The sequence below is a fragment of the Rhodococcus sp. KRD175 genome, assembly GCF_017168275.1.
In the GTDB taxonomy this organism is placed as follows: domain Bacteria; phylum Actinomycetota; class Actinomycetes; order Mycobacteriales; family Mycobacteriaceae; genus Rhodococcoides; species Rhodococcoides fascians.
Genome location: NZ_JABFAQ010000002.1, coordinates 481,798 through 508,724, shown reverse-complemented (window position 1 = coordinate 508,724; position 26,927 = coordinate 481,798). Strand labels below are relative to the sequence as shown.

The 26,927-nt window shown below is 65.5% G+C and carries 1 protein-coding gene; it reads right to left on the bottom strand.

Going from position 1 to position 26,927, the window contains the following annotated elements:
* Window positions 1–90: 90 nt before the first annotated feature.
* Complete coding sequence (locus J1M81_RS02865) at window positions 91–26,844, bottom strand: non-ribosomal peptide synthase/polyketide synthase (protein WP_206497550.1); 26,754 nt, start codon at window positions 26,842–26,844, stop codon at window positions 91–93.
* Window positions 26,845–26,927: the final 83 nt, after the last annotated feature.

Sequence of the window (26,927 nt, the reverse complement as noted above, 5' to 3'; positions counted from 1 at the left end):
TGGTAGTAGTGATTCGCATTCGACCACTCGAGTATCGAAAGCCGATGGTATTCGAGCGAGTGCTCTTTCACGGAAGAACACTCGCAAACGTTATGGATATGTATTGCCCAGATGTGCGTCGACAACCGGACCGATCACCGAGACAGCATCGGGATTGGTCATTTCGTTGTGGAAAACGTCCACACCGTGGATGACGATATCTCCTGACACGTACGGTCGCCATTCCTGTGGTGACCGAACAATTCCGTCACTCGCGCCTTTCGTTGCAGAAAAGAACAAAACATTTCCGTCGAACACGTCCGGGATGAACTCGGCCATGATTCGCGTCGAGTTCTCGAATCCTGCATTGATTCTGCGCAAATGATCCGCCGTGACACCGGTGGTCTGCCCCAGGGATTCGTCGAGCAGTTCGACACCACGTTCGTAGGTCAACGGCTCGGACGACGCCTGAGCAGTCAGATCCAGCCCCAGACCCGCGAGCAGGTTCTCGACGCTCAGCTCACCGTCGGCCGTCTCGTCATGGCCGTCGACGTAGCTGTCCAGCAACGCGAGAGTCTGCACTTCGCTGCCGGTGCTGCGTAGTTCCACGGCGATCGCATGGGCGAGCGAACCACCGAGCGACCACCCGAGCAGGTGGTACGGACCGACCGGCTGGACAGCCCGGATCTCGTCGGCGTACCGGTGCGCGAGGTCTCGAATCGAGCCGAACGGCGTGCCTTCCACGATGCTGGGCAACTGCAGGCCGTACACGGGACGGTCGTCACCGATCTGGGACACCAGGCCCGCATATCCCCACGACAACCCGATTCCGGGATGGACGCAGAACAGTGGTTCCTTGGAGCCTGTGCTGCGCAGTGGGATGACCACTCCGAACACCGAATCCAGTTGCGCACCGGACGAATCGACGTCCGACGCGACCCGAGCCGCGAGCCCTGCCGGGGTCGGATCGACGAACAACGCCTGCAGCGGGACGCGAACTCCGACCGCGTTCTCGATGGCCGGGCCGATCTTGGTTGCCACCAGCGACGTGCCACCGAGCTCGAAGAAGTTGTCGTCCATACCGACTCGTTCGACACCCAACACCTCGGCGAACGCGTCGGCGATGGCTGCTTCGAGATCGGTACTCGGTGCCCGATACGGCGTCGTCGACACCGTCAGTTCCGGCACCGGGAGCGCGCGTCGATCCAGCTTGCCCACCGGAGTGAGTGGGATGTCGGCGAGTTCGATGATCGTCGACGGGACCATGTGGCGCGGAAGAACGGTCGCGACACTGTCGCGCAATGCCTCGACGTCCACCGATGCACCCTCGGCCGGCAGGACGTAGGACACGAGAACCGTATCTCCCGACGCCGCATTGTGACCGATGGTCGCCGCGAAGCCGACCTCGTCGTGATCGGTGAGCGCGGAGTCGATCTCGCCGAGCTCGATACGGAATCCGCGGACCTTGACCTGGAAGTCGCTGCGTCCGACGAACTCGAGCACACCGGTACTCCCCCAGCGCACGACGTCACCGGTTCGGTACATCCGCTCACCGGCGGTACCGAACGGGTCTGCGACGAAGCGTTCGGCCGTGAGCCCGAACCGTCGCAGGTATCCGCGTGCCGTACCGGGGCCTGCGATGTACAGCTCGCCCGACACCCCGGCCGGGACCGGCCGCAGACGTGCGTCGAGCACGAGGAACCGGAATCCGGTACCCGGCCGGCCGACGTCCACCGCGCCGCCTGGCATCAACGGACCGCCGACACTCGCCTGAATGGTCGTCTCGGTCGGACCGTAGCCGTTGAACATCTTGCGGCCCGGTGCCCACTTCGCCACCAGTTCCGGAGTGCAGGCCTCGCCGCCGACGGCGAGGACGCGGACCGTGCCCAAACGTGTTTCGTCGATCGAGGACAACGCCGCCGGAGTCAGGAATGCGTGTGTGACATGTTCCGATTCGAGCAGGTCGGCCAGTTCGCTGCCGCCGAACGTTCCCGGCGGCACGATCACCACGGTGGCACCGACGCCGAACGCCATCGTGAGCTCGTACACCGAGGCGTCGAAACTCGGCGAGGCGATGTGCGACACCCGCGAATCCCGGGTGGGACGGAATCGATCGATCACCTCGGCCTGCAGGTTGGCCAGGCCCCGGTGCCGCACTGCGACGCCCTTCGGGCGGCCGGTCGAACCCGAGGTGTAGATCAGGTACGCCGGGTGGTCGAGGTGCAGCGTCGCGGTGCGCTCGGCATCGGTGACTGCGGCCACGGGATAGCGCGAAAGCTCCGATGATGTCTCGGGATCGTCCAGGACGAGCCACGGCACGGTGTCGGGCAGCGACTGCCGACTGTCGACGTCGGTCAATCCCATTGCCGCACGCGAATCTTCGAGCATGTGCGCAATGCGGTCGGCCGGGTAGTTCGGGTCGACCGGCAAGAATGCCGCACCGGTCTTGGCGACCGCCCACACCGACAGAACCGACTCGATGGACCGAGGCAGTGCCAAGGCGACGAACGTTTCCGGTCCGACGCCGTAGTCGATGAGCATTCGCGCGATTCGGTTCGACCAACTGTCGAGGTCGGCGTAGGACAGGCTCACGCCCCGATACGTGACGGCGACCGCGTACGGGTCGAGCGCCACCGAGGCGGCGAGCATTTCCGGCCACGTTCGCAACGCGACGTCGGCGGACCCGCGAGCCGGTGCCAGAGCCTGCTTCTCGTCGGCACCGAGAATGTCGATATCCCCCACCGCGGTGAGTCGATCGTTGCCGACGGCGTCGAGTACGCGAACCAGTCGCGCCGCGATCGCATCGACGGTGGACGCGTCGAACAGCGAGGTGGCGTAATCGAACGCTGCCTCGAATCCGGTCGGTCGCCCGTCGTCGTCGAAGGTCTCGGACACCAGGAGTTGCAGATCCTGCTTGGCCACGGGGACGTCGAAGTCGAAGCCCTCCACGCGCAGATCCGGTAGCTCGAGGGACGCCTTCTCGTTGTTCTGGAACGACAACGCCACCTGCGACAGCGGTGCATACGCCGTCGATCGCGTGGGATTGAGCACCTCGACAATGCGCTCGAACGGCATCTCGGTGTGATCGAAGGCGTCGAGGTCGTGTGCTTTCACCTGCGTGAGCAGATCCACGAACGAGGCGGAGTCGTCGATCCGGCTGCGCAACACCAAGGTGTTGACGAACATGCCGACGAGATCATCCAGTGCCGCGTCGCCGCGCCCTGCCACCGGAGTGGTGATCGCGATGTCGTCGGTACCGCTCAGGCGCGCCAGCACCACCGCGAACGCGGCGTGCAACACCATGAACATACTGACGTTCTGCTCGCGGGTGATCTCGACGAGTGCCCGATGGATCTCGGCGTCGACGGTGAAGCGAACCCGGCCACCCCGGAAATCCTGCGTGGTGGGCCGCGGGCGATCGGTGGGCAACGGCAGCAGATCGGGTAGACCTGCGAGCGCCGTCGACCAGTACTCGAGCTGGGCCGCGGCCACGCTCGACTCGTCCTTCTCGTCGCCGAGCAACGAACGCTGCCACAGCGTGTAGTCGGCGTACTGCACCGGCAAGGGCTCCCAGCCCGGCGCTGCTCCCGTGGTGCGCGCCGAGTACGCGAGCACCACGTCTCGTGCCAGCGGTGCCATCGAGGCTCCGTCGGCCGCGATGTGATGCACCACCATCGCCAGCACGAAGACGGGCTCGGCATCGGTATCGGCACCCACGACGTGGAACAGCTCGACGTGCACCGGAATCTCGGTGGTCACGTCGAATCCACGACCTGCCAGGTGCGCCACCCGGTCGGTCAGCACACCGGCATCGATCGATTCCGGCTCGACCACCGGAGCCACCTCGACGGCCGGATGTACGAGCTGGACCGGGAAGTCCGGTCCGTCCGGGAACGTCGTCCGCAGCGATTCGTGCCGCTCGAGGACGTCGACGACTGCCGCGGCGAGGGCCGCAGTATCGAGCTGCCCGGTCAACTTGACGACCAGTGGCACGTTGTACGCCGCCGAGGTGGTGTCGAACTGGTTGATGAACCACATGCGTTGCTGTGCGAGAGACAGCGGGATGTGATCAGGACGTTGTGTCGCAACGAGATTCGGACGCTGCGTCCGTGTGGACGTTGCGCCGACCGCGCTCGCCAATCCGGCGACGGTCGGCATCTCGAAGATCGTGCGCACGCCGATCGTGGTGCCGAGTTCGGCGTTGACGCGGGCGATGACGCGCGTGGCGCTGAGCGAGTCTCCACCGAGCTCGAAGAAGCTGTCGTCGGCACCGACCCGATCGACGTCGAGAATCTCGGCGAACACGGCGGCCACGGTGAGCTCGGCCGGCGTGCTCGGCTCGCGGTACGACGTTGCCGACCCGAACTCGGGCACCGGCAACGCGGACCGATCGAGTTTTCCGACCGGCGTGAGCGGAATGGCGTCGAGCACCACGATGGCTGCGGGAACCATGTGCGACGGCAACATGCCGGCCAGGTGGTCACGCAGGACACCGGTATCGAACGCGTCCGCCGCGCCCTCGGTGGTTCGTACGTACGACACCAGGACGGTCGCTCCCGAGGGACCCGGACTGCCGAAGGTCGCGGCGAAGTCCACGGACGGATGCGATGCGAGTGCCGCGTCGATCTCGCCGAGTTCGATGCGGAAGCCGCGAACCTTGACCTGCGAATCACTTCGACCGACGTATTCGATCGTCAGATCCGGCGACCACCGCACCACGTCTCCGGTGCGGTACATCCGCGAGCCGGGCGCGCCGAACGGGTCGGCGACGAATCGCTCCGCCGTCAGGCCCAATCGATCGTGGTAACCGCGGGCGAGTCCGACACCCGCGAGATAGAGCTCACCTGCGACGCCGACAGGAACGGGCTGCAGCCGTGAATCGAGCACCACCTCGTACACGCCGCGAACAGGACCACCGATCGAGACGGTGTCACCTGCAGTCATCGGCGTGCTGATGTTGGACATGATCGTGGCCTCGGTCGGACCGTAACCGTTGTAGAGATTCCGGCCCGGTGCCCACTTCGCGACCAACTCGGCCGGTACGGCCTCGCCACCGACGACGACGTCGGCGAACGTGTCGAGCCCGCTCGGGTCGACCGACGCCAGAGCCGACGGGGTGATGAAGCCGTGGGTGACCGACTCCGCTGCCAACAGTGCCGCGAGTTCGTCGCCGCCGTACACGGTGGGCGGCACGATGATCATCGTCGCGCCGACGCCGAAGGCGAGTAGGTACTCGAGCACGGATGCATCGAAGCTCGGGGACGAGACGTGCAGTGTGCGTGAGTCTTTGGTGATTCGGTATCGCTCGCGCTGCTCGGTTGCGAAGTTGTCGAGACCGGAGTGCGTGACGACGACACCCTTGGGCACACCCGTCGAACCCGAGGTGTAGATGGTGTACGCCGCGCTTTCGAAGGCGATGCGTCCGTTCCGCTCGGTGGCGTCGATCGGCTCGTCGCTCACTGCGTTCGGGCCGTCCGTCGCCAGATCGTCGAGGACGATCCAGGGCACGGTCGACGGCAGGTCGTCGAGATGGGCGCGGGTGGTGACGCCGAACGTGGCACCGGAGTCGGCCAGCATGTGCTCGATGCGATCGGCCGGGTAGTTGGGATCCACCGGTACGAATGCCGCGCCGGATTTTGCGACGGCCCAGACCGTCAGCACCGATTCGATCGATCGTGCGATACCGAGTGCCACGAAGGTCTCGGTGCGCACGCCGTGGCCCAGCAGAATTCGAGCGAGTCGGTTGGACCGACGGTCCAACTCCCGGTACGTCATTTCGCCGTCGGTGCTGCGCAGTGCGATGGCGTCCGGGTTCACCGCGGCAGCGTCGGAGAAGATCTCCGGCAGCAGCCGGGCCGAGCGTCCATCGGGTCCGAACACCGGTGCCAGCGAGGCGAACTCGGCGTCACCGAGGAGTCGCAGCCGTCCCAGTGGCTGCTGTTCGTCCTCGAGCACGGCGTCGAGGACACGCTCGACGCGATCGACGATGGCGTGCACGGCATCGACGTCGAACAGTTCCGGCAGGTACTTCGCCTTCAGGTTCAGGCGTTCGTCGACCGACGAAACCAGAGTAAGCGGGTAGTGCGCTGCGTCGGTTCCGAGAATGTCGGTGACCTGCATACCGGCGAAATCGGTTGCCGCAGAAGCGCCGGCCCGGTCGACGGGGTACGACTCGAACACCGTCAAGGTGTCGAAGGCCACGCCTGCACCTGCTGCGCGTTGGATATCGGTCAGGCCGAGGTAGTGGTGATCCAACAGCGATGCCTGCTCGGCCTGAACCCGATCGACCAGTGCGCCCAGCGTTTCGCTCCGGTCCAGCGTGACACGGACGGGCAGGGTGTTGATGAACAGCCCGATCATGCCCTCGATACCCGGAACCTCCGGCGGACGACCCGACACCGTCGCACCGAACACGACGTCCTCGCGTCCGGTGAGGGTGGCCAGCACGACGCCCCATGCGGTCTGGACGAGGGTGTTGAGGGTCGATCCACGGCGAGCAGCGAAGTCACGCAGTGCCGCGGTGGTCTCGACCGACAACGACCGCTCGGTCTCCCGCGACACGGTGGACAGTTGCCGGCCACGATCGTCGGTGACCAACAGCGTGGGTTCTTCCACGCCGGCCATGGCACTGATCCATTGCGCGGTGGAGATCGCCACGTCGCGTTGGCGCATCCACGCCAGGTAGTCCCGGTAGGCAGGAATACGCGGCAGCATCGAGTCGTCGGACTCGGTGACGTAGAGCGTGATGAGTTCCTTGACGACCAGAGGCGTCGACCATCCGTCCAACAGGATGTGGTGGTTGGTCAGCAGCAGACGCCAGTGATCGTCGGCCAGGGTGATGAGCGTGAACCGCAGCAGCGGTGCCCGGTCCATCTCGAAGCGCACCGCACGGTCGGCCTCGAGAACTGCCTCGAGGGCCACCTCGACATCGGGCTCCCCTCGAAGATCGATCTCGGACCACGGAACAGTGACCGAACTCTGCACGATCTGCAGTGACTCGCCGTTGCTGTTGTGTACGAACGCTGCTCGCAGGTTGGGATGGCGAGAGACCAGTTTGTCGACGGCAGCATGCATCCGCGTCGCATCGACAGTTCCCCGGAGCTCGAGGCCCAGCTGAACCATGTACGCGTCGACACCCGAACCGGCACTGCCGATCTCGCCGGCCAGACGAGCGTGGAACAGCAAGCCGGCCTGCAGAGGCGACAACGACCACACGTCGTCGAGATTCGGGAACTGCTCTTCCAGAGCATCGATGGATGTCTGATCGATGTCGACCAGCTCGAGATCCGACGGCGTGAAGCCGCCCGCACCGCCGGCCGAGGCGTGCTCGGTGATCGAGGTGAGGGCCTGCGTCCACAGTTCGATCAACCTGCCGACCTCGTCGGCGTCGAGAACGCCCGCGGGGAAGGCGAACGTCGCGTCGAGCTGCGGGCCGTCGGGGGTCGAGGTGGTGACAGCGTTGATGTCCAGCGCCGCAGGCACCGGCATGTCCGGATTCTGCGCGTCGCCGAGCTCTGCGTCGGCCACCGGGATCCAACCCACGTCGTCCATGCCTTCGGTGGATCCGGTGGAGAACCGGCCGAGGTAGTTGAAGCTGACCTGTGGTGCGGCGAAGCCGGACAGAGCCTCGGCTGCAGCGGAATCGAGGTACCGCAGCATGCCGTAGCCGATGCCGTGATCGGGGATCTCGAGCAGCTGTTCCTTGATTGTCTTGACCAGAGCACCGGCCGACGCGCCGCCTGCCAGAGCGTCGGCGACGTCGAGCGACCCGAGATCGAGACGCACGGGGAAGATGGTGGTGAACCAGCCGACGGTCCGACCGAGATCGGCACCGGGCACCACCGCGTCCTCGCGGCCGTGACCCTCGAGAGTCACGAGAGCGTCCCGCACCGCATCGCCGCGTTCGCGACGCCACGCGGTCAAGGCCAGAGCCAAACCAGCCAGCAGGCCGTCGTTGACGCTGCCGCGGAACACGTCTGGGACAGTGGTCAACAGGCGCTCGGTGACCTCGACCGGCAGGGACGTGCGGACACGCTGCACGGTGGCGTCGACGTCGATTCTCTTGTCGAGCGGGCGAGAACCGATCGTCGGGTCGGCTCCGTCGAGGATCCGACGCCACAGTCCGAGCTCGTCGGTTCGGGCGGCCGTGACCTCGGTGAGTCCGGTGGACCACCGACGCATCGAGGTACCGATCGGAGCCAGTTCAGGCTCCTGGCCGGCGACGATCCGACTCCATGCCGTGGCGAGGTCGGGAACCAGAATGCGCCAGGACACGCCGTCGATCACGAGGTGGTGGGCGACCACGAGCAGTCGACCCGAGCCATTGGGGCTCTGGAACCACACCATCTGCACCATGACGCCGTCGGCCGGAACCAGACGATCGGCAGCGGCGTCGAGCTCGGCCGCGGCAACGACGGAGAATTCGGGGCCGTCGACGGATTCGACCGAGACCGCGTGAAGGACGCTCGCAGCCGAGACTGTTCCGACCGGAGACACATCCTCGTGCCACTCCCCGTCCGCGTCCTGGTAGAGGCGCGCACGCAGCATGTCGTGACGATCGAGCACCGCTGCCACCGTGCGTTCGAGCGTCTCGCGCTCGATGCCGACCGGAAGCTGAAGCAGCGCTGTTTGTGTGTAACGGCCGAATTCGGTGCTGCGGTCCAACATCCACCGCACGACCGGGGTGAGCGGCATCGGGCCGACTCCCCCACCGTCGAGTTCTTCGAGCACCACGGCGTCGCCGCCGAGAACAGCGACCTCCGCGAGAGCGGCCACGGTCTTGCGCTCGAAGATGTCGCGGGGAGCCAGCACCAGCCCGGCGGCCTTGGCGCGCGAGACCAACTGGATCGACATGATGCTGTCGCCGCCGAGTGCGAAGAACGAATCGTCGACGCCGACGGTATCGAGCCCGAGAACGTCCGCGAACAGACCGGCCAGGATCGATTCGACTTCGGTTGCGGGCAAACGACTTTCGGTGACGTTTGCCGAGAAGTCCGGTGCCGGGAGTGCACGGCGATCGAGTTTGCCGTTGGCGGTCAGCGGCAGCTCGTCCAGGACGATCAACGCTGCGGGCACCATGTACGAGGTCAACGAGTTGCCCACGAAGTCGAGAACGGCCGCATGGTCGAGCGCGCGACCGGCCTCGGCCACGACGTAGCCGATCAGGCGATCACCGAAACCGTCGTCGCGGACGGCGACCACGGAAGCCGCTACCCCATCGAATGCCAGTAGCGCGCTTTCGATTTCGCCCAGTTCGATACGGAAGCCGTGCAACTGGACCTGCATGTCGCTTCGACCCAGGTATTCGAGAGCCCCATCGCGATTCCACCTGGCGGTGTCGCCGGTGCGGTACATACGCGCACCCGCATCGCCGGAGGGGTCGGCAACGAAACGCGTTGCGGACAGCCCTGCTCGGCCGAGGTATCCGCGAGAGAGCTGTGCCCCGGACACGTACATCTCCCCCACGACGCCGGGCGGAACAGGATTGAGACGGGTGTCGAGCACTGCGACACGCAGAGCCGGGATCGCCTGGCCGATGACGCTGGCCGAAGCGGACGCCGCGAACTGCTCGGTCAGAGCCAGGTGGCTCACGTGGACCGTCGTCTCGGTGATGCCGTACATGTTGACCAGGGTCGGCGAGGTCTCCTCGTGCCGTGCGTACCAGCGACCGAGCTGCCCGAGATCGAGTGCTTCTCCACCGAAGATGACGTACCGCAGCGACAGTGCGTCCGATCCGTCGGCGGATCCACCGGCCGCGGTTGCCACACGATCGGCTTCGGCGAACTGGTAGAACGCCGTCGGTGTCTGGTTGAGAACCGTGACCTTCTCACGAATCAGCAACTCGCGGAACAGTTCCGGCGAGCGTGCGGTGTAGTAGTCGACGACCACGAGAGTGCCGCCGTGCAGCAGTGGTCCCCACAGTTCCCACACCGAGAAGTCGAACGCGTAGGAGTGGAACATGGTCCACACGTCGCGGTCGTCGAAGTGGAACAGATCCGTGGTGTTCGCGAACAGCGTCGCCACGTTACGGTGCGCGATCTGCACACCCTTGGGACGTCCGGTACTACCCGAGGTGTAGATGACGTAGGCGATCGAATCGGCATCGGTGGTGCCGATGCGGTCGGCGTCGGTCAGCGGGGCTCCGGACACGCTTGCCAGCTCGGCGACCGCTTCGGGTGCATCGAGCAGCAGCATCTCGACATCGGAAGCAGGCACCGATGCACTGTCGGCGACGGTGGAGATCACACAGACCGGTGACGCGTCGTCGAGCATGAAGGCGAGCCGGTCGGCCGGATAGCCGACGTCGATCGGGAGGTAGCCGCCGCCGGATTTGACGACCGCCAGCAGAGCAACGATCAGCTCCTCGGTACGCGGCATCGCAACCGCCACCAGGGACTCCGACGTCACACCCCGAGCCACGAGGATGCGTGCAAGTCGGTTCGAGCGGTCGTCCAGCTCGGCGTAGGTCAGCGAGCGATCGCCGAACACGACTGCCTGTGCTTCGGGGAACTGCGCAGCGGCAGCGGCGAAGCGGTCGGCCAGTGTCGCATCGGTCGCCGTGTGGCCGTCGTGGTTCCACTGCCGGGCCATGGCGTCGAGTTCACCCGGCAACAGGATGTCGATGTCGCCGACAGCACGATCGGGATCGGCGGTCACGCCGGCGAGGACGGCACCGAATCGAGTCGAGAACTCGTCCACGGAGATCTCGTCGAACAGGTCGACCGCGTAGGTGATCGCAGCGGTCATACCTGCCGGAGCACCGGAGTCGTCGAACCGTTCCGCGACGGTCAGCTGGAGGTCGAACTTCGCGACGTGGGCGTCGATGTCGACGGCCTCGACGGTGAGTTCGGGTAGCTCCAGTGCCGCCGAGGTGTTGTTCTGGAATTCGAGCAGTACCTGGAACAACGGCGAGTGATCGGTGGAACGCGCCGGATCGAGGACGTCGACGAGACGCTCGAACGGCACGTCGGTGTTGTCGAACGCCGCCAGGTCCGCGGTACGGGTCCGGCGGAGCAGCTCGGTGAACGAGAGATCGGGTGCTACCTCGGTGCGCAGAACCAGAGTCCCGACGAACATGCCGACCAAATCGTCGAGCGCCGCGTCGCCACGCCCGGCGATGGGCGTGCCGACTGCGATGTCCTCGGTCCCGCTGAGGCGAGCCATGAGGATCGACCATGCTGCATGCATGGCCATGAACACGGTCGCGTCGTTCGCGCGGGCGAGGTCCACCAGGCCGGCGTGGACGTCTGGCTCGATCTCGAACCGAACACTGTTGCCGCGCATCGACTGCCGTGCCGGGCGAGGATGGTCGAGCGGAAGCGGCAGCAGCTCGGGTAGATCCGCGAGAGTGGACTTCCAGAACTCGAGCTGCTGTGCTGCTACCGAGCTCGGGTCGGACTCGTCGCCGAGAACCGAGCGTTGCCACATCGCGAAATCGGCGTACTGAACGTCGAGTGGTGCCCACATCGGAGCTACTCCCGACACGCGAGATCCGTATGCCACCATGACGTCTCGGGCCAGCGGTGCCATGGACGCGCCGTCGGCGGCAATGTGATGCACGATGATCGACAGCACGAAATCCTCGGGTGCCGTTCGGTACAGAACGGCCCGGAAGGGCAGGTCCTTCGACACGTCGAATCCGCGGGCGGCAGCGGACGAGATCGCGGTGACGATCTCGGTGGCATCGACGTCGACGACGTGCAGATGGGTCGTCGCCGCGTCGGTGCCGAGAATGTGCTGCTCGGGCCGATCGCCGTGCGAGGGGAACACGGTGCGCAGCGACTCGTGCCGCGCCAGCACGTCACCGATCGCAGCGTTCATTGCCTCGATGTCGAGACGGCCTGTCAATCGAACCGCGAGCGGGATGTTGTAGGCGGCCGAGTCGACGTCGAACTGGTTGATGAACCACATTCTCTGCTGAGCCATCGACAACGGAATCGAGCTCGGGCGAGGCTTCGCAGCGAGCGCCGGACGGCGCGCGGCACCGGCCGGGTTGCTGTGCACTCGCACCGCCAACGACTCGACCGTCGGTGCCTCGAACAACGCACGAACGCTGACAGCGGTGTCGAGGGCTGCATTCACCCGAGCGGTGAGGCGGGTGGCGCTCAGCGAGTCTCCACCGAGATCGAAGAAGCTCGAGTCGATGCCGACGCTGCCCACGCCGAGAACCTCGCCGAAGATGTCGGCGATGATTCGCTCGGTCTCGTTGCGAGGAGCGCGCGAGTCGCTGCCGAGGTGCAGATCCGGGGCGGGCAGCGCCTGTCGATCGAGCTTGCCCGCGGGCGTGAGCGGGATCGACTCCAGGGCAACGAACGCCGTCGGAATCATGTGTGTCGGAAGCGAACTCGACGCCCGAGTGCGCAGCGTCGTCACATCGATTTCGTGGCCGGGCCGCGGAAGAACGTAGGCGACCAGGATCGTGTTTCCGGCAGGTCCGTCGACACCGATCGTCGTAGCGAATTCGACTGTCGGATCATCGGTCAGCACCGCGTCGATCTCGCCGAGCTCGATACGGAAACCGCGCACCTTGACCTGGAAGTCACTGCGTCCGACGTACTCGAGGGTGCCCGACTCGGTCCACCGCACGACGTCGCCGGTTCGGTACATACGCTCGCCGGGCTCGCCGAACGGGTTCGCGACGAACCGCTCTGCCGTCAGACCGAATCGCGAATGGTAGCCACGCGCCAGGGCGGGGCCGGCGAGGTAGAGCTCTCCTGCGACACCGACCGGTACCGGATGCAGACGCGAATCCAGCACTACTTCGCCGAAACCGATTGTCGGCGAGCCGATATCGATGGGCGAGCCCACGTGCAGCTGGTCACTGACGGAGGAGAAGATGGTGGCCTCCGTGGGGCCGTACGCATTGAACATGCGCCGGCCCGGTGCCCACCGTGCGACGAGCTCGGGCGGACACACGTCGCCACCGGTTGCAACGACGCTCAGTTCGGTCAGACCGTCGGGGTCCACCGAGGCGAGGGCCGCGGGAGTCACGAACGCATGCGTGACGTGCTGCTGCGCCAGGAGCTCGCCGAGCTCCACGCCGCCGTACACGGAGGTGGGTGCGATCACCATCGTGGCGGCACCCGAGATCACCATGGCCAGCTCGAGAATGGATGCATCGAAGCTCGGTGACGCGAACGCGAGAACCCGAGCGTTCGGAGTCACCTCGAAGCGAGACCGTTCTTCCTCGGCCAGGTTGGCCAGGCCGCGATGAGTGACGGTGACGCCTTTGGGAACTCCGGTGGAGCCGGAGGTGTAGATCAAGTACGCGACCTGGTCGATGTGTACCGGTCGAGTGCGGTCGGAGTCGAGAACCGGTGCGGTCGAACGGTTCGCGAGATCGCGGCGAGTGTCGTCGCGGTCGAGGACGGACCACGTAGCCGAGCCCAGACCCTCGACGGCACCGACGTGTTCGGTCGACGTGACGCCGATGGACGCGCCGGAGTCGACCAGCATGTGCTCGACTCGATCACGGGGGTAACTCGGATCGATCGGCAGGAAGGCCGCACCGGTCTTGGCCACGGCCCAGATTGCGAGAACCGATTCGATGGAGCGCGGCAAAGCAAGTGCCACAACGGTTTCCGGACCTGCTCCGCGGGCGATCAACGCACGTGACAGCGCAGACGACCGAGTGTCCAATTCGGTGTAGGTCAGTGTCCGACCTGCGCTCCACACTGCCGTACCACCGGGGTTGCGGGCAGCAGCATCGGTGAGGATGTCCGGCAGGAGGCGCTCGGTCGTGGAAGCGGGACCACGTACCGGGGCCAGCCTGTTCGATTCCTCCGAGGACAGCAGCGACAGCGATGCGACCCGTTGGTCGGTGTCGGTCGCGATCGCCTCGAGAACACGCACGATTCGATCGACGGTGGCGACGACGACACTGTGCTCGAACAGCTCGGGCAGGTACTTGGCTTCGATGTGCAATCGGTCGTCGACCATCGCGACCAGGGTCAGCGGATACTGGGCGGTGTCGCTGCCGTCGTGCACGTCGTGCACCCGCATGCCGGCGAGATCGGTCTCGGCCGACAGACCCGCGCGGTCCATCGGATACGACTCGAACACGGTGAGCGTGTCGAACGCGACCGCGGGACCGACGGCACGCTGGATATCGGTCAGGCCCAGGTAGTGGTGATCGAGCAGCGAAGCCTGTTCGGCCTGCACCCGATCGAGGTACTGGCCGAGTGTCTCGGCTGGATCCAGCACGATGCGCACCGGCAGCGTGTTGATGAACAGACCGACCATGGACTCGATATCCGAGACCTCCGGCGGACGTCCCGAGACGGTGGCACCGAACACTACGTCCGTGCGACCGGTCAACGTGCCCAGCACCATCGCCCACGAAGCCTGCACCATCGAGTTCATCGTGATGCCGCGTGCCCGGGCGAGACTGCGCAGTCGTTCGGTCTGCTCGATGTCCAGGGAAACCAACGCGCGGCCGGCCAATGTCGACTCCTGGCGACGGCTCTCGACCGGCGTCAGCAGGGTGGGTTCGGCGAGACCCGCGAGGGCTTCCGTCCATGCCGCACGAGCTGCCGAGTGATCACGCCGCGACAACCACGACAGGTAGTCGCGGTACGCAGGTACGCGCGGAAGAACGGCGTCGTCGCCGTCCACGACGTAGAGCGTGAGCAGGTCCTTGAGGAGCAGCGGCGTCGACCATCCGTCGAGCAGGATGTGGTGGTTGGTCATCACCAGACGCCACTCGCCCGGGGCCAGCGTCACGAGCATGAAGCGCAGCAACGGCGCCTGTGCCATGTTGAATCGCGTTGCGCGGTCGTCGTGTTCGATTCGCTCGAGCTCGGCTGCGCGATCGTCGACGCTCAGCGACGACAGGTCGACCGAGGTCCACGGCACATCGACGTCGTGATGCACGATCTGGATGGATTCGCCGTCGTTGTTGTGCACGAACGCCGTGCGCAGGTTCGCGTGGCGCCGCAGTAGGGCCTGGGCAGCGCGGCGGAAGCGAGCCTCGTCGACGTCCCCGCGGAGGTCCAGCACCAGCTGGACGATGTAGGCATCGACGGACTGATCCGACAGTTCGGCATGGAAGAGCAAACCGGCCTGCAGAGGCGTCATCGACCAGATGTCGTCGAGAGTCGGGTACACCCGCTCGAGATCGTCGATGGACTTCTGGTCGAGGCTCACCAGATCGAGATCGGACGGGGTGAACCCGCCGGTCCCCGGCCGCTGAGCGAGCTGCGTCAGCGCGGTGAGAGCCTGCTTCCACAACTGGGCGAGTTCGGTGACCTCGTCGGCATCGAGCACGCCCGTCGGGAATGCGAAGGTCGCCTCCAACCGAGGTCCGGTCGGTGTCGCCGTGGTGACCGCGTTGATGTCGAGCGCAGCGGCGACCGGCAGGTCCTCGTCCTGAGAATCGCCGACGCCGGAGTCGTCGACCGGCAGCCACCCGTGTCCGCGGAGCTCGTCCGGAACGTCGGTGCTGTATCGACCGAGGTAGTTGAAACTGACCTGGGGTGCCGGGAAGTCACGCAGTGTCGCACCGGCCTCCTCGTCCAGGTAGCGGAGCATGCCGTACCCGATGCCGTGATCGGCAACGGCGAGCAGCTGCTCCTTGACGGACTTGACCAGCGCTGCGGCCGCGTCCCCTCCGGCGAGAGCGTCGTCGAGGTCGATCCCGTCGAGGGTCAGTCGAAGTGGGTAGATGGTGGTGAACCAACCGATGGTGCGGCTGAGATCGGCTCCCGGAACCACATGGTCCTCACGGCCGTGGCCCTCGAGAGAGATCAGTGCGTCGGACACGACGACACCGCGGTTTCGTCGCCACACGGCTGTCGCCAGAGCCAGAGCGGCCAGCAGACCGTCGTTGACGCTGCCGTGGAACGCCTCGGGCAGAGCCGTCAACAGGCCCTCGGTGACATCGGTCGACAGAGTGACCTCGACCTTGTCCACCGTTCCATAGACGTCGATCTCGCGGTCGAGTGCGCGTGAACCGATGAGCGGATCGGGATCGGCGAGCGCGTCCCGCCATACTGCGAGCTCGTCCGAACGCGTTGCGGTGACCTCACGCAGGCCGTGCGCCCAACGACGCATCGAGGTACCGACCGGGGCCAGTTCCGGTGTGCTGCCGCCGATGATCTGAGCCCACGCCGACGCGAGGTCGGGCACGAGAATTCGCCACGAGACGCCGTCGATCACGAGGTGGTGCGCGACGACGAGCAGTCGGCTGCCTTCGGAGCCGGCGTCGAACCAGACCATCTGAATCATGACACCGGCATCGGGTGCCAGACGATCCACTGCTGCAGCGGCTTCCGACCTGGCCTGATCCGAGAACTCCGGTCCCCGAACACTGTTCGACTCCACCCGGCGGACGACGGACTGCGCCGTCACGGAACCGATCGGGAGCACCTCCATCGACGGCTCTCCGGTACGGTGCAGAACTGCACGGAGCATGTCGTGGTGATCGAGGACGGTCTGAACGGTTGCTTCGAGAACGTCGAGCTCGATATCGGACGGCAGTGTCAGCACGGCAGTCTGTGTGTGCTTGTCGAGTACCGACGTGCGGTCGAGCATCCAGTGCACGATCGGGGTGAGCGGGACGTCTCCGACGCCGCCGCCGGGCAGCTCGTCCAGCACGAGCGGAACGGTCCCGTCGCCGGCCGCGACGACCTCGGCCAGTGCGGCAACGGTCTTGTGCTCGAACACATCTCGCGGGGACAGAGCCAGCCCTGCCGCTTTCGCGCGGGAGACGAGCTGAATCGACATGATGCTGTCTCCGCCGAGCGCGAAGAAGGAGTCGTCGACTCCGACGCGATCGAGGCGAAGCACCTCGGCGAACAAACCGGCAAGCGTCTTCTCGACGGCATTGTCGGCGTCGCGTCCCGAGGTGACCTGAGCGGACCAGTCGGGTTCGGGGAGGGCTTTGCGGTCGAGTTTGCCGGCCGGAGTCAACGGGATCGACTCCAACATCACGAACGCCGAGGGCACCATGTGCGCAGGCAGCACCGACGCCGCATGATCACGCAGCACACCGGCATCGAACGACGCACCGGCCACCGGCAACACATACGACACCAACACCGTCGACCCCGCCGCGGACTCACGCCCGACAGTGACCACGAAATCGACACCCGACACCGACGCCAACACCGAATCGATCTCACCCAACTCGATGCGAAAACCACGCACCTTCACCTGAAAATCGCTGCGCCCCACATACTCCAACGCACCCGAGGCATTCCACCGCACCACATCACCGGTGCGATACATCCGCGAACCCGCACCACCGAACGGATTGGCCACGAACCGCTCCGCCGACAACCCCGACCGCGCGTGATACCCACGAGCCAACGCCGGACCCGCCAGATACAACTCACCCACCACACCCACGGGCACCGGATTCAACCGCGCATCCAACACCACCTCCGCGAAACCGATCGTCGGCGAACCGATATCGACCGACTCCCCCACCACCAACGCCGACGAAATCGACGAGAAGATCGTCGCCTCCGTCGGACCGTACGCATTGAACATCCGCCGACCCGGCGCCCACCGCGCCACCAACTCCGGAGCACACACATCACCACCGGTGACCACGACCTCCACCGAATCCAACCCCACCGGATCCACCGACGCCAACGCCGCCGGAGTCACGAACGCATGCGTGACCCGCTCCTCAGCGAGCAACGACGCCAACTCCACCCCACCGAACACCATCGCCGGCGCAATCACCATCGTCGCCCCACCCGAGAACGCCAACACGAACTCGAGAATCGACGCATCGAAACTCGGCGACGCGAACGCCAACACCCGAGACGACGGCCCCACACCGAACCGAACCCGCTCCTCGGCAGCCAAGTTCCCCACACCACGATGAGTGACCACCACACCCTTGGGCACACCCGTGGACCCCGAGGTATAGATCAGATACGCCGCATCATCGAGACGCAACACACCCGAACGCTCGGCATCCAACACCGGAGCAGGCGAAGCGAACGCCAGATCCGCCACCACATCGGCATCGTCGAGCACCACCCACGACACCCCACCCACACCCGCAACCGCATCCAGATGCGCACCCAACGTCACACCCACCACAGCACCGGAATCGACCAACATGTGCTCGATCCGATCCACCGGATAATTCGGATCCACCGGCAAGAACGCACCACCGGCCTTCGCCACCGCCCACACCGCCACCACGGACTCCACCGACCGCGACAACGCCAACGCCACGAACGACCCCGGACCCACACCACACGACATCAACACCCGCGCCACACGCGACGACGCCGCATCCAACTCCCCATACGAAAGCACCCGCGAACCCGACACCACCGCAACACCACCGACACCAGCAACACCGACCGCACCAGCCAACAACTCCGGCAACACCACACCCGCAACAGAACGCGGACCACGAACCGGAGCCAACGCTGAGTACTCGTCGCTCGAGAGGATGTCGATGTCGCCGACGCGAACGGACGGCGTGGCCGTCACAGCGTCGAGGATCCGCACCAGACGATCGGACATGACACGCACGGTGTCGGCATCGAAAAGTTCTGTGGCGTAACGGAAGCTGGCTTCGATGCCGACCGGGTTCCCGGAAGCGTCGAACTCCTCGGAGACCGTGAGCTGCAGGTCGAAGTTGGAGATGTCGTTGGGCAGTTCGATGCCCTCGATCGACAGCCCGGGCAAGGTCACCGTCGGTCGATCGGTGTGCTGGAACTCGAGCATCACCTGGAACAACGGGGCGTGAGCGGTGGACCTGGCGGGGTCGACTGCGTCGACGACCCGCTCGAACGGCACGTCCGCGTGGGTGAAGGCCGCCAGGTCGACGGTGCGCACATCGGCCAACAGATCCTCGAACGGAGTCGACCCGGGCACCTGGGTGCGGAGGACGAGCGTGTTGACGAACATGCCGACGAGCTCGTCGAGTGCGGCATCGCCTCGACCGGAGATCGGTGTGCCGACCGAAATGTCCTCGGTACCGGACAGCCGTGCCAGCAGCACGGCCAGAGCGGCGTGCACGATCATGAACGAGCTCGAATTGTGCTGCGCAGCAACGGCGACGAGCCGAGCATGCACTGCGGGGTCGATCGCGAACGAGACGGTGTCGCCGCGCAAGGACGCCACTGCCGGACGCGGACGATCGGTCGGCAACGGCAGCACTTCCGGGCTACCCGCCAACGCGTCGACCCAGTACGTCACCTGCTTCGCCATCAGGGAGTCGGGATCGGATTCCTCGCCGAGGAAACGGCGCTGCCACAGCGCGTAGTCGGCGTACTGCACCGGCAATGGTTCCTGGCTCGGCGCATGACCTGCAGCGCGGGCGCTGTACGCCACCATCAGGTCGCGGGCGAGCGGCGCGCTGGAGAAGCCGTCGGACGAGATGTGATGGACCACCATGACGAGTACGTGTTCGTTCTCGTCCTGACGGATCAGGCGGACGCGCAACGGAACATCGGCCACGACGTCGAAGCCGGCACCGGCGACGGCGCCGATGAGCTCGGCGACCTGCCGGTCGTCCTCTGCGGGAACCGGAGTCAGGTCCGGAACGGCCGATGCCACGTCGAGGACGGACTGCACGGGGCCGTCGTCGGTGAGCGGGAACATCGTTCGAAGAGACTCGTGGCGTGTGAGCACGTCCGCTATGGCCGAGCGCATCGCGTCGACGTCGAGGATGCCGCTCAGGCGCATCGCGAACGCGACGTTGTAGGCAGCCGACTCGGTGTCGTACTGATTGATGAACCACATCCGCTGCTGTGCCAGCGACAGCGGCACCACTGCGGGTCGTTCCTGTGGCACCAACCGAGGCGTCGGTGCGGAGTCCTGTGTGCTGACGTCGATGCCCGCGGACAGCGATCGAACAGTCGGTGAATCGAACAGATCTCGGATGCCGATGTCGGTTCCGAGGGCGGCATTGACGCGTGCGACGAGGCGCATCGCGATCAGCGAGTTGCCGCCGATCTCGAAGAAGCTCGAGGTCGCGCTGACCTGTGCGACGCCGAGCAGATCCGCGAAGACGCCCGCGACGATCTCTTCGACCGGATTCTCCGGTCCGACGAATTCGGACGCAGCAACGGTGAACTCGGGGGCCGGCAGTGCCTTTCGGTCGAGCTTGCCGCTGGCATTGAGAGGAAGTGAGTCGAGTACGACCACATGCGAGGGCACCATGTACCCCGGCAGCCGGCGTCCGGCTTCGGCGATCACCTCGGCCGAGTCGACCGCGTGACCGGACGCGGAGACCACGTAGGCCACCAACGTCTCGCCGGTGTTCGGATCCTTGTGCACCAGAGCGATTGCCTGGGCGACGGACTCCGAGCGCAACAGTACCGCTTCGATCTCGGGAAGCTCGATACGCAGACCACGCAGCTTCACCTGGAAGTCGGTACGGCCGATGTACTCGAGTTCGCCGTCGGCGCGCCAACGAACCAGGTCGCCGGTGCGGTAGAGACGTTCACCCGGCTCGCCGAACGGATCGGCGACGAAGCGATCGGCGGTGAGATCGCCGCGGCCGACATAGCCGCGAGCGAGCTGAACTCCGGCCAGGTACAGCTCCCCGGGAGCACCGATGGGGGCCGGTCGAAGCGACGCGTCGAGCACGTACAGACGGGTGTTCCAGACCGGCGAACCGATGGGAATGGACACGCCGTCGTGGCCGGTGACGTGGTAGTAGCTGACGTCGACGGCGGCCTCGGTAGGACCGTAGAGGTTGTGCAGCTCGGCCTGGGAGAACTGCGCGAACTGCGCGGCGGTGGCGGGCGGAAGTGCTTCGCCACTGCAGAAGACGAGCCGTAGTGACACACAGTCCGCAGCCCGAGCTCCGGCTGCGAACACCGCGAGCATCGACGGCACGAAGTGCGCGGTGGTGATGTGTTCGGCCGCGATGATCTTCGACAGGTACACCGGGTCGCGATGGCCGTCGGGCTCCGCCACGACGAGCTTGGCACCGACCTGTAGGGGCCAGAAGAACTCCCACACCGATACGTCGAACGTGGCCGGGGTCTTCTGCAACACCGTGTCGGCGGGCGCGAGGTGGTACTCGTCCTGCATCCACAGCAGTCGGTTCACGATGGCCGAGTGCGTGACGGCGACGCCCTTGGGTCGGCCGGTGGAGCCGGAGGTGTAGATCACGTAGGCGGTGTTGGCTCCGTGCAGGCTTCCGAGGCGGTCCTGGTCGGTGATCGAGGAGCGGTCGCGATCGGAGACGTCGAGAAGATCCACCGCGAGAACGGGAGTGGCGACCGCGATGTCGATCCAATCGCGGCTCGTGGTGAGAATGCACACCGGCTGAGCGCTCGACAGCACGTAGGACGATCGCTCGACCGGGTGATCGGGGTCGATCGGTACATAGGCACCGCCGGCCTTGACGATCGCGTACATGCCCACTAGCAGATCGATCGAACGTCGGATCGCGAGCCCGACGTGGGACTCGGGCCCCACGCCCAGTGAAATGAGATGCCGTGCAAGCTGATTGGCGCGCTCGTCCAGCTCCAGGTAGGTGATGTGCTCGTCCTCGAAGACGAGGGCGGTCGAGTACGGACTGCGCAGCACCTGACGGTCGAACAGACTGCTCAGAGTCATGTCGACGGCCCCGGTGTGGAGCTGCCGGTGGACCGGATCCTCGATGAGACGTGCGGTGTCGTTCCACTCGAACAGTACGAGTTCTCGTTCGGCCGGGGACAGAATGTCGATGTCGCCGGTACGAATGTCCGTCGAGCTGCCGATGGTCGCGACGATCCTCAGGAACCGGTCGACGAAACGGTCGATGGTCTCGGGATCGAACAGATCCGTTGCGTACGTGAACGACGCCGACAGGGAGCCGGACTCGTCGACCGGTTCCTGGTCGACGCGAAGCTGCAGGTCGAATTTCGCAGTGTCGGTACCGATTTCCTCGAACTCGACGACGAGTTCGGGTAGCTCGAGCACTGCGGTGGCGTTGTTCTGGAATTCGAGGAGCACCTGGAACAGGGGTGAATGATCGGTCGACCTGGCGGGATCGAGTACGTCCACGAGCCGCTCGAACGGAATGTCGGTGTTGTCGAAGGCCGCGAGGTCGGAGCTACGAGCGCCGGCGAGCAGTTCGGCGAAGCTGGCCTGTGGCTCGACCTGCGTGCGAAGAACGAGGGTTCCGACGAACATTCCGACGAGATCGTCGAGTGCTGCGTCCCCTCGGCCGGCGATCGGGGTGCCGATGGCGATGTCCTGGGTGCCGCTCAGGCGCGCGAGGAGCACGGCCAGAGCGGAGTGCACCACCATGAACAGAGTCGACTCGTGTTCGGCAGCAACCGAAGACAGGCGAGCTGCGACATCGGCCGGAATGGTGAACGGTGTGACGCTGCCGCGCATCGACTGACGGGTGGGGCGTGGTCGGTCGAGCGGCATCGGTAGTACGTCGGGAAGGTCGGTCAGCGCGGACTTCCAGAATTCGATCTGGCGTGCTGCCACGGACGTGGGGTCGTTCTCGTCGCCGAGCACGTCGTGCTGCCACAGCGCGAAGTCTGCGTACTGCACCGGCAGTGGCGCCCACGTCGGCTGCGAACCCGCGGATCGAGCACTGTAGGCGACCATGACGTCGCGGGCGAGCGGTGCCATCGAGGCACCGTCGGCAGCGATGTGATGGACCACGATCGAGAGCACGAAGCTCTCCGGGCCGGTGCGGTACAGAACCGCCCGGAAAGGGAGATCGACGGTGACGTCGAATCCCGTTGTGGCGGAGATACGTACGAGCGCGTCGACGGCATCGGCAGCCACGTCGACGACGCGGAGCGGAAGGTTCGGTCCGGTGACGTTCTCGGGCGGAAGTATCACCTGATTCGGCAGGTCGCCCACTGTGGGGAACACCGTGCGCAGCGACTCGTGTCGAGTCAGCACGTCGCCGACGGCAGCGGACATCGCATCGACGTCCAGCCGGCCCGACAGGCGAACGAGAAGAGGAATGTTGTACGCAGGCGAGGATGCATCGAACTGATTGATGAACCACATACGTTGCTGCGCCAGCGACAGCGGAACGGACTCCGGCCGATCGGCGGGAACCAGTGCCGGGCGACGGTGCAGCGATGCGCCCGTCGACTCCGCACGGTCGGCGAGGGTGCGAACCGTCGATGCCTCGAACAGATCGAGGACCCGCAGATCCGTACCCAGAGCTGCGTTGACGCGGGCGATCAAACGTGTTGCGACAAGGGAGTTTCCGCCGAGATCGAAGAAGCTGTCGGTGACGCCGACACGATCGAGCTCCAGTACGTCGCAGAACACGGCAGCCACAGCCGCCTCGTACTCGGTTTCCGGCGACTCCGTGGTGCTCTGCGAACCCAGCTCGGGTTCGGGGAGGGCTTTGCGGTCGAGTTTGCCGGCCGGAGTCAACGGGATCGACTCCAACATCACGAACGCCGAGGGCACCATGTGCGCAGGCAGCACCGACGCCGCATGATCACGCAGCACACCGGCATCGAACGACGCACCGGCCACCGGCAACACATACGACACCAACACCGTCGACCCCGCCGCGGACTCACGCCCGACAGTGACCACGAAATCGACACCCGACACCGACGCCAACACCGAATCGATCTCACCCAACTCGATGCGAAAACCACGCACCTTCACCTGAAAATCGCTGCGCCCCACATACTCCAACGCACCCGAGGCATTCCACCGCACCACATCACCGGTGCGATACATCCGCGAACCCGCACCACCGAACGGATTGGCCACGAACCGCTCCGCCGACAACCCCGACCGCGCGTGATACCCACGAGCCAACGCCGGACCCGCCAGATACAACTCACCCACCACACCCACGGGCACCGGATTCAACCGCGCATCCAACACCACCTCCGCGAAACCGATCGTCGGCGAACCGATATCGACCGACTCCCCCACCACCAACGCCGACGAAATCGACGAGAAGATCGTCGCCTCCGTCGGACCGTACGCATTGAACATCCGCCGACCCGGCGCCCACCGCGCCACCAACTCCGGAGCACACACATCACCACCGGTGACCACGACCTCCACCGAATCCAACCCCACCGGATCCACCGACGCCAACGCCGCCGGAGTCACGAACGCATGCGTGACCCGCTCCTCAGCGAGCAACGACGCCAACTCCACCCCACCGAACACCATCGCCGGCGCAATCACCATCGTCGCCCCACCCGAGAACGCCAACACGAACTCGAGAATCGACGCATCGAAACTCGGCGACGCGAACGCCAACACCCGAGACGACGGCCCCACACCGAACCGAACCCGCTCCTCGGCAGCCAAGTTCCCCACACCACGATGAGTGACCACCACACCCTTGGGCACACCCGTGGACCCCGAGGTATAGATCAGATACGCCGCATCATCGAGACGCAACACACCCGAACGCTCGGCATCCAACACCGGAGCAGGCGAAGCGAACGCCAGATCCGCCACCACATCGGCATCGTCGAGCACCACCCACGACACCCCACCCACACCCGCAACCGCATCCAGATGCGCACCCAACGTCACACCCACCACAGCACCGGAATCGACCAACATGTGCTCGATCCGATCCACCGGATAATTCGGATCCACCGGCAAGAACGCACCACCGGCCTTCGCCACCGCCCACACCGCCACCACGGACTCCACCGACCGCGACAACGCCAACGCCACGAACGACCCCGGACCCACACCACACGACATCAACACCCGCGCCACACGCGACGACGCCGCATCCAACTCCCCATACGAAAGCACCCGCGAACCCGACACCACCGCAACACCACCGACACCAGCAACACCGACCGCACCAGCCAACAACTCCGGCAACACCACACCCGCAACAGAACGCGGACCACGAACCGGAGCGAGACGCGCACGTTCGGCGGCAGAGAGCAACTCCACGTCACCGACGGCACGCTGTGGGTCATTCGTCAGTGCGTCGACGATGCGCACCAGACGACGACCGATCTGAGCAACACTGCCGGCATCGAACAGTTCTGTGGCGTAATCGATGACGACATGCGGAGATTCGGACTCGTGAACCGTGACGACGAGATCGAAATCTATTCCGTCGCGCGGAAGCGGAGACTCCCCGAAGCGGAGCGCGACCTGGGCGAGGGGGTTGTGCGAGCCGGTTTCGGCCGAGCCGAGTGCTCGGGCTATCTCTGCGAAGGTGGCATCGGCGTGGGCCGACGCATCGACGAACTCTGCCGCGGTGGTGCCGACGAAGTCCGAGAACGACTGACGGCCGTCGGGGCGGGTGCGCAGAACAACCGTCTCGCCGCGGCCGGAGGGTACTGCGATCGAGACGTCGTCGGTGGATGCGAGACGCGAAAGAAGAACGGCCACAGCGGATTCGAGCACGACGAACGGGGTGGTCGAGCTGTCGTCGGCGAGCCGGCTCACGGCATCCCACGCTGCGGACCCCAGGGCAACCTCGTGCGATGCACGAACATGCCCGATGCGCGAAGGCCGGGGGCGGTCGGTCGGCAGCGCGAGCAGGTCCGGTGCATCGGCCAGTCGATCGACCCAGTGGGCTACGTGCGCCGCAGCGCGTCGGCGGCGGCGACCTTCGAGGGCGCTGTCCGGATGAACTTGCAGGACGGGCACGTCCGGGCCGGAGGCGATGAATTCGGTGACCATGTCGACGAAACTGGAGTGATGCGTCGTCAGGTCGTTGTCGTCGTAGCGGTTGGGGTTTGCCCGGAAATCGACGAACGTTCTTGCAGGAGTACCACTCTGGTAAACGTTGACGAGGAGGTCCTCGACCGGGCCGGACGTGACGATGTTGAATTCGCCGACGATCGAGCCGAGCTGAATCTGCTGATGGAACAGCATCATGTTGACCATCGGGCCGGCGAGTTGTTTGTCGCTTCCCGTGGCTGCCAACTCGCGCCGGATGTCTTCGATGCTGAACCTCTGGTGCCGCAACGCACCCATCAGCTCGAGCTGTACCTGCTGTACGAGTTCACCGACGGTGGCCTTCTCGGAGACGCGCATCGGAATGGGTGCGACGTTGACCAACATTCCGCCGGATCGACGGAGGAGGGCCGTGGTGCGCGCGGACACGGGGATGTTGACCAGGACGTCTTCTCGCCCGGTCATGCGCGAGAGGTAACAGCCGAATGCAGCGATGAACACCGCGGCGGCCGTCCCGCCCTTCGTCGAGTCCGACGCTTCGAGTTCGGTGACGACGTCATCGGGCAGTGCGACACTGCGCAGCTTGCTGGCCGCGATGGTACGACCGGGTGTGTTGGACAGCGTGGCACCGTCGTGGATGCCCGCGGCCCTCGATGTCCAGTACTCCTTGTCCGTCTCGAAACGAGTGGACGTCCGGTACTCCTGATCGAGGTCGTACAGTCGCCGAAGTTCGGCTGCCTTGTTCGGCTCGGGTTCGACATTCTCGACCGCTGCGGTGTAGAGCGCAGCGGTGCGCTGGACCAGTGTCATGGCACCGTAGCCGTCGAGGGCGACGTGGTGGATCTTGCTGTACCAGAGGTTGCGTTCGTCCTCGACCTGAAGAATCCAGCTGTCGACGAGCGGATCGTTCTCCATGTCGACCGGCTTGACGTAGTTCTCGTCTATCCACGCCAGCGCCGACGCCATCGGATCGTCTTCGCCGCGAAGATCCAGGTAGTGCACCGACTGAACTATGCCGTGGTCGACCGTCTGAACCGGCTCCCCGTCGATCTGGGCCAGGCGCAGGTAGGCAGACTGGAACTCGTGGCCGGCGCGGGCCGACGCCTCCTGGAGAACCGCTATGTCGAGTGGTCCGCGCAGATCGACGTATTGGGCGATACAGACAGCGACGTCAGGCGCGAGTTGTTGCGCAAACCACATTCCGCGCTGCGCCGAGGACAGCGGGAAGGAATTGTCGAACCCTGTTCCGGTCGGCGGGACCTGAGAGCCACCGGTGGTCACTGCGCGCATTCACTTGCCTTTCGGCGGGACGGAGGCACCGGCAAAAGCCGACGTCGAACCCGTGGAATCGGAGCCTTCGGCCTGGTGAGAGA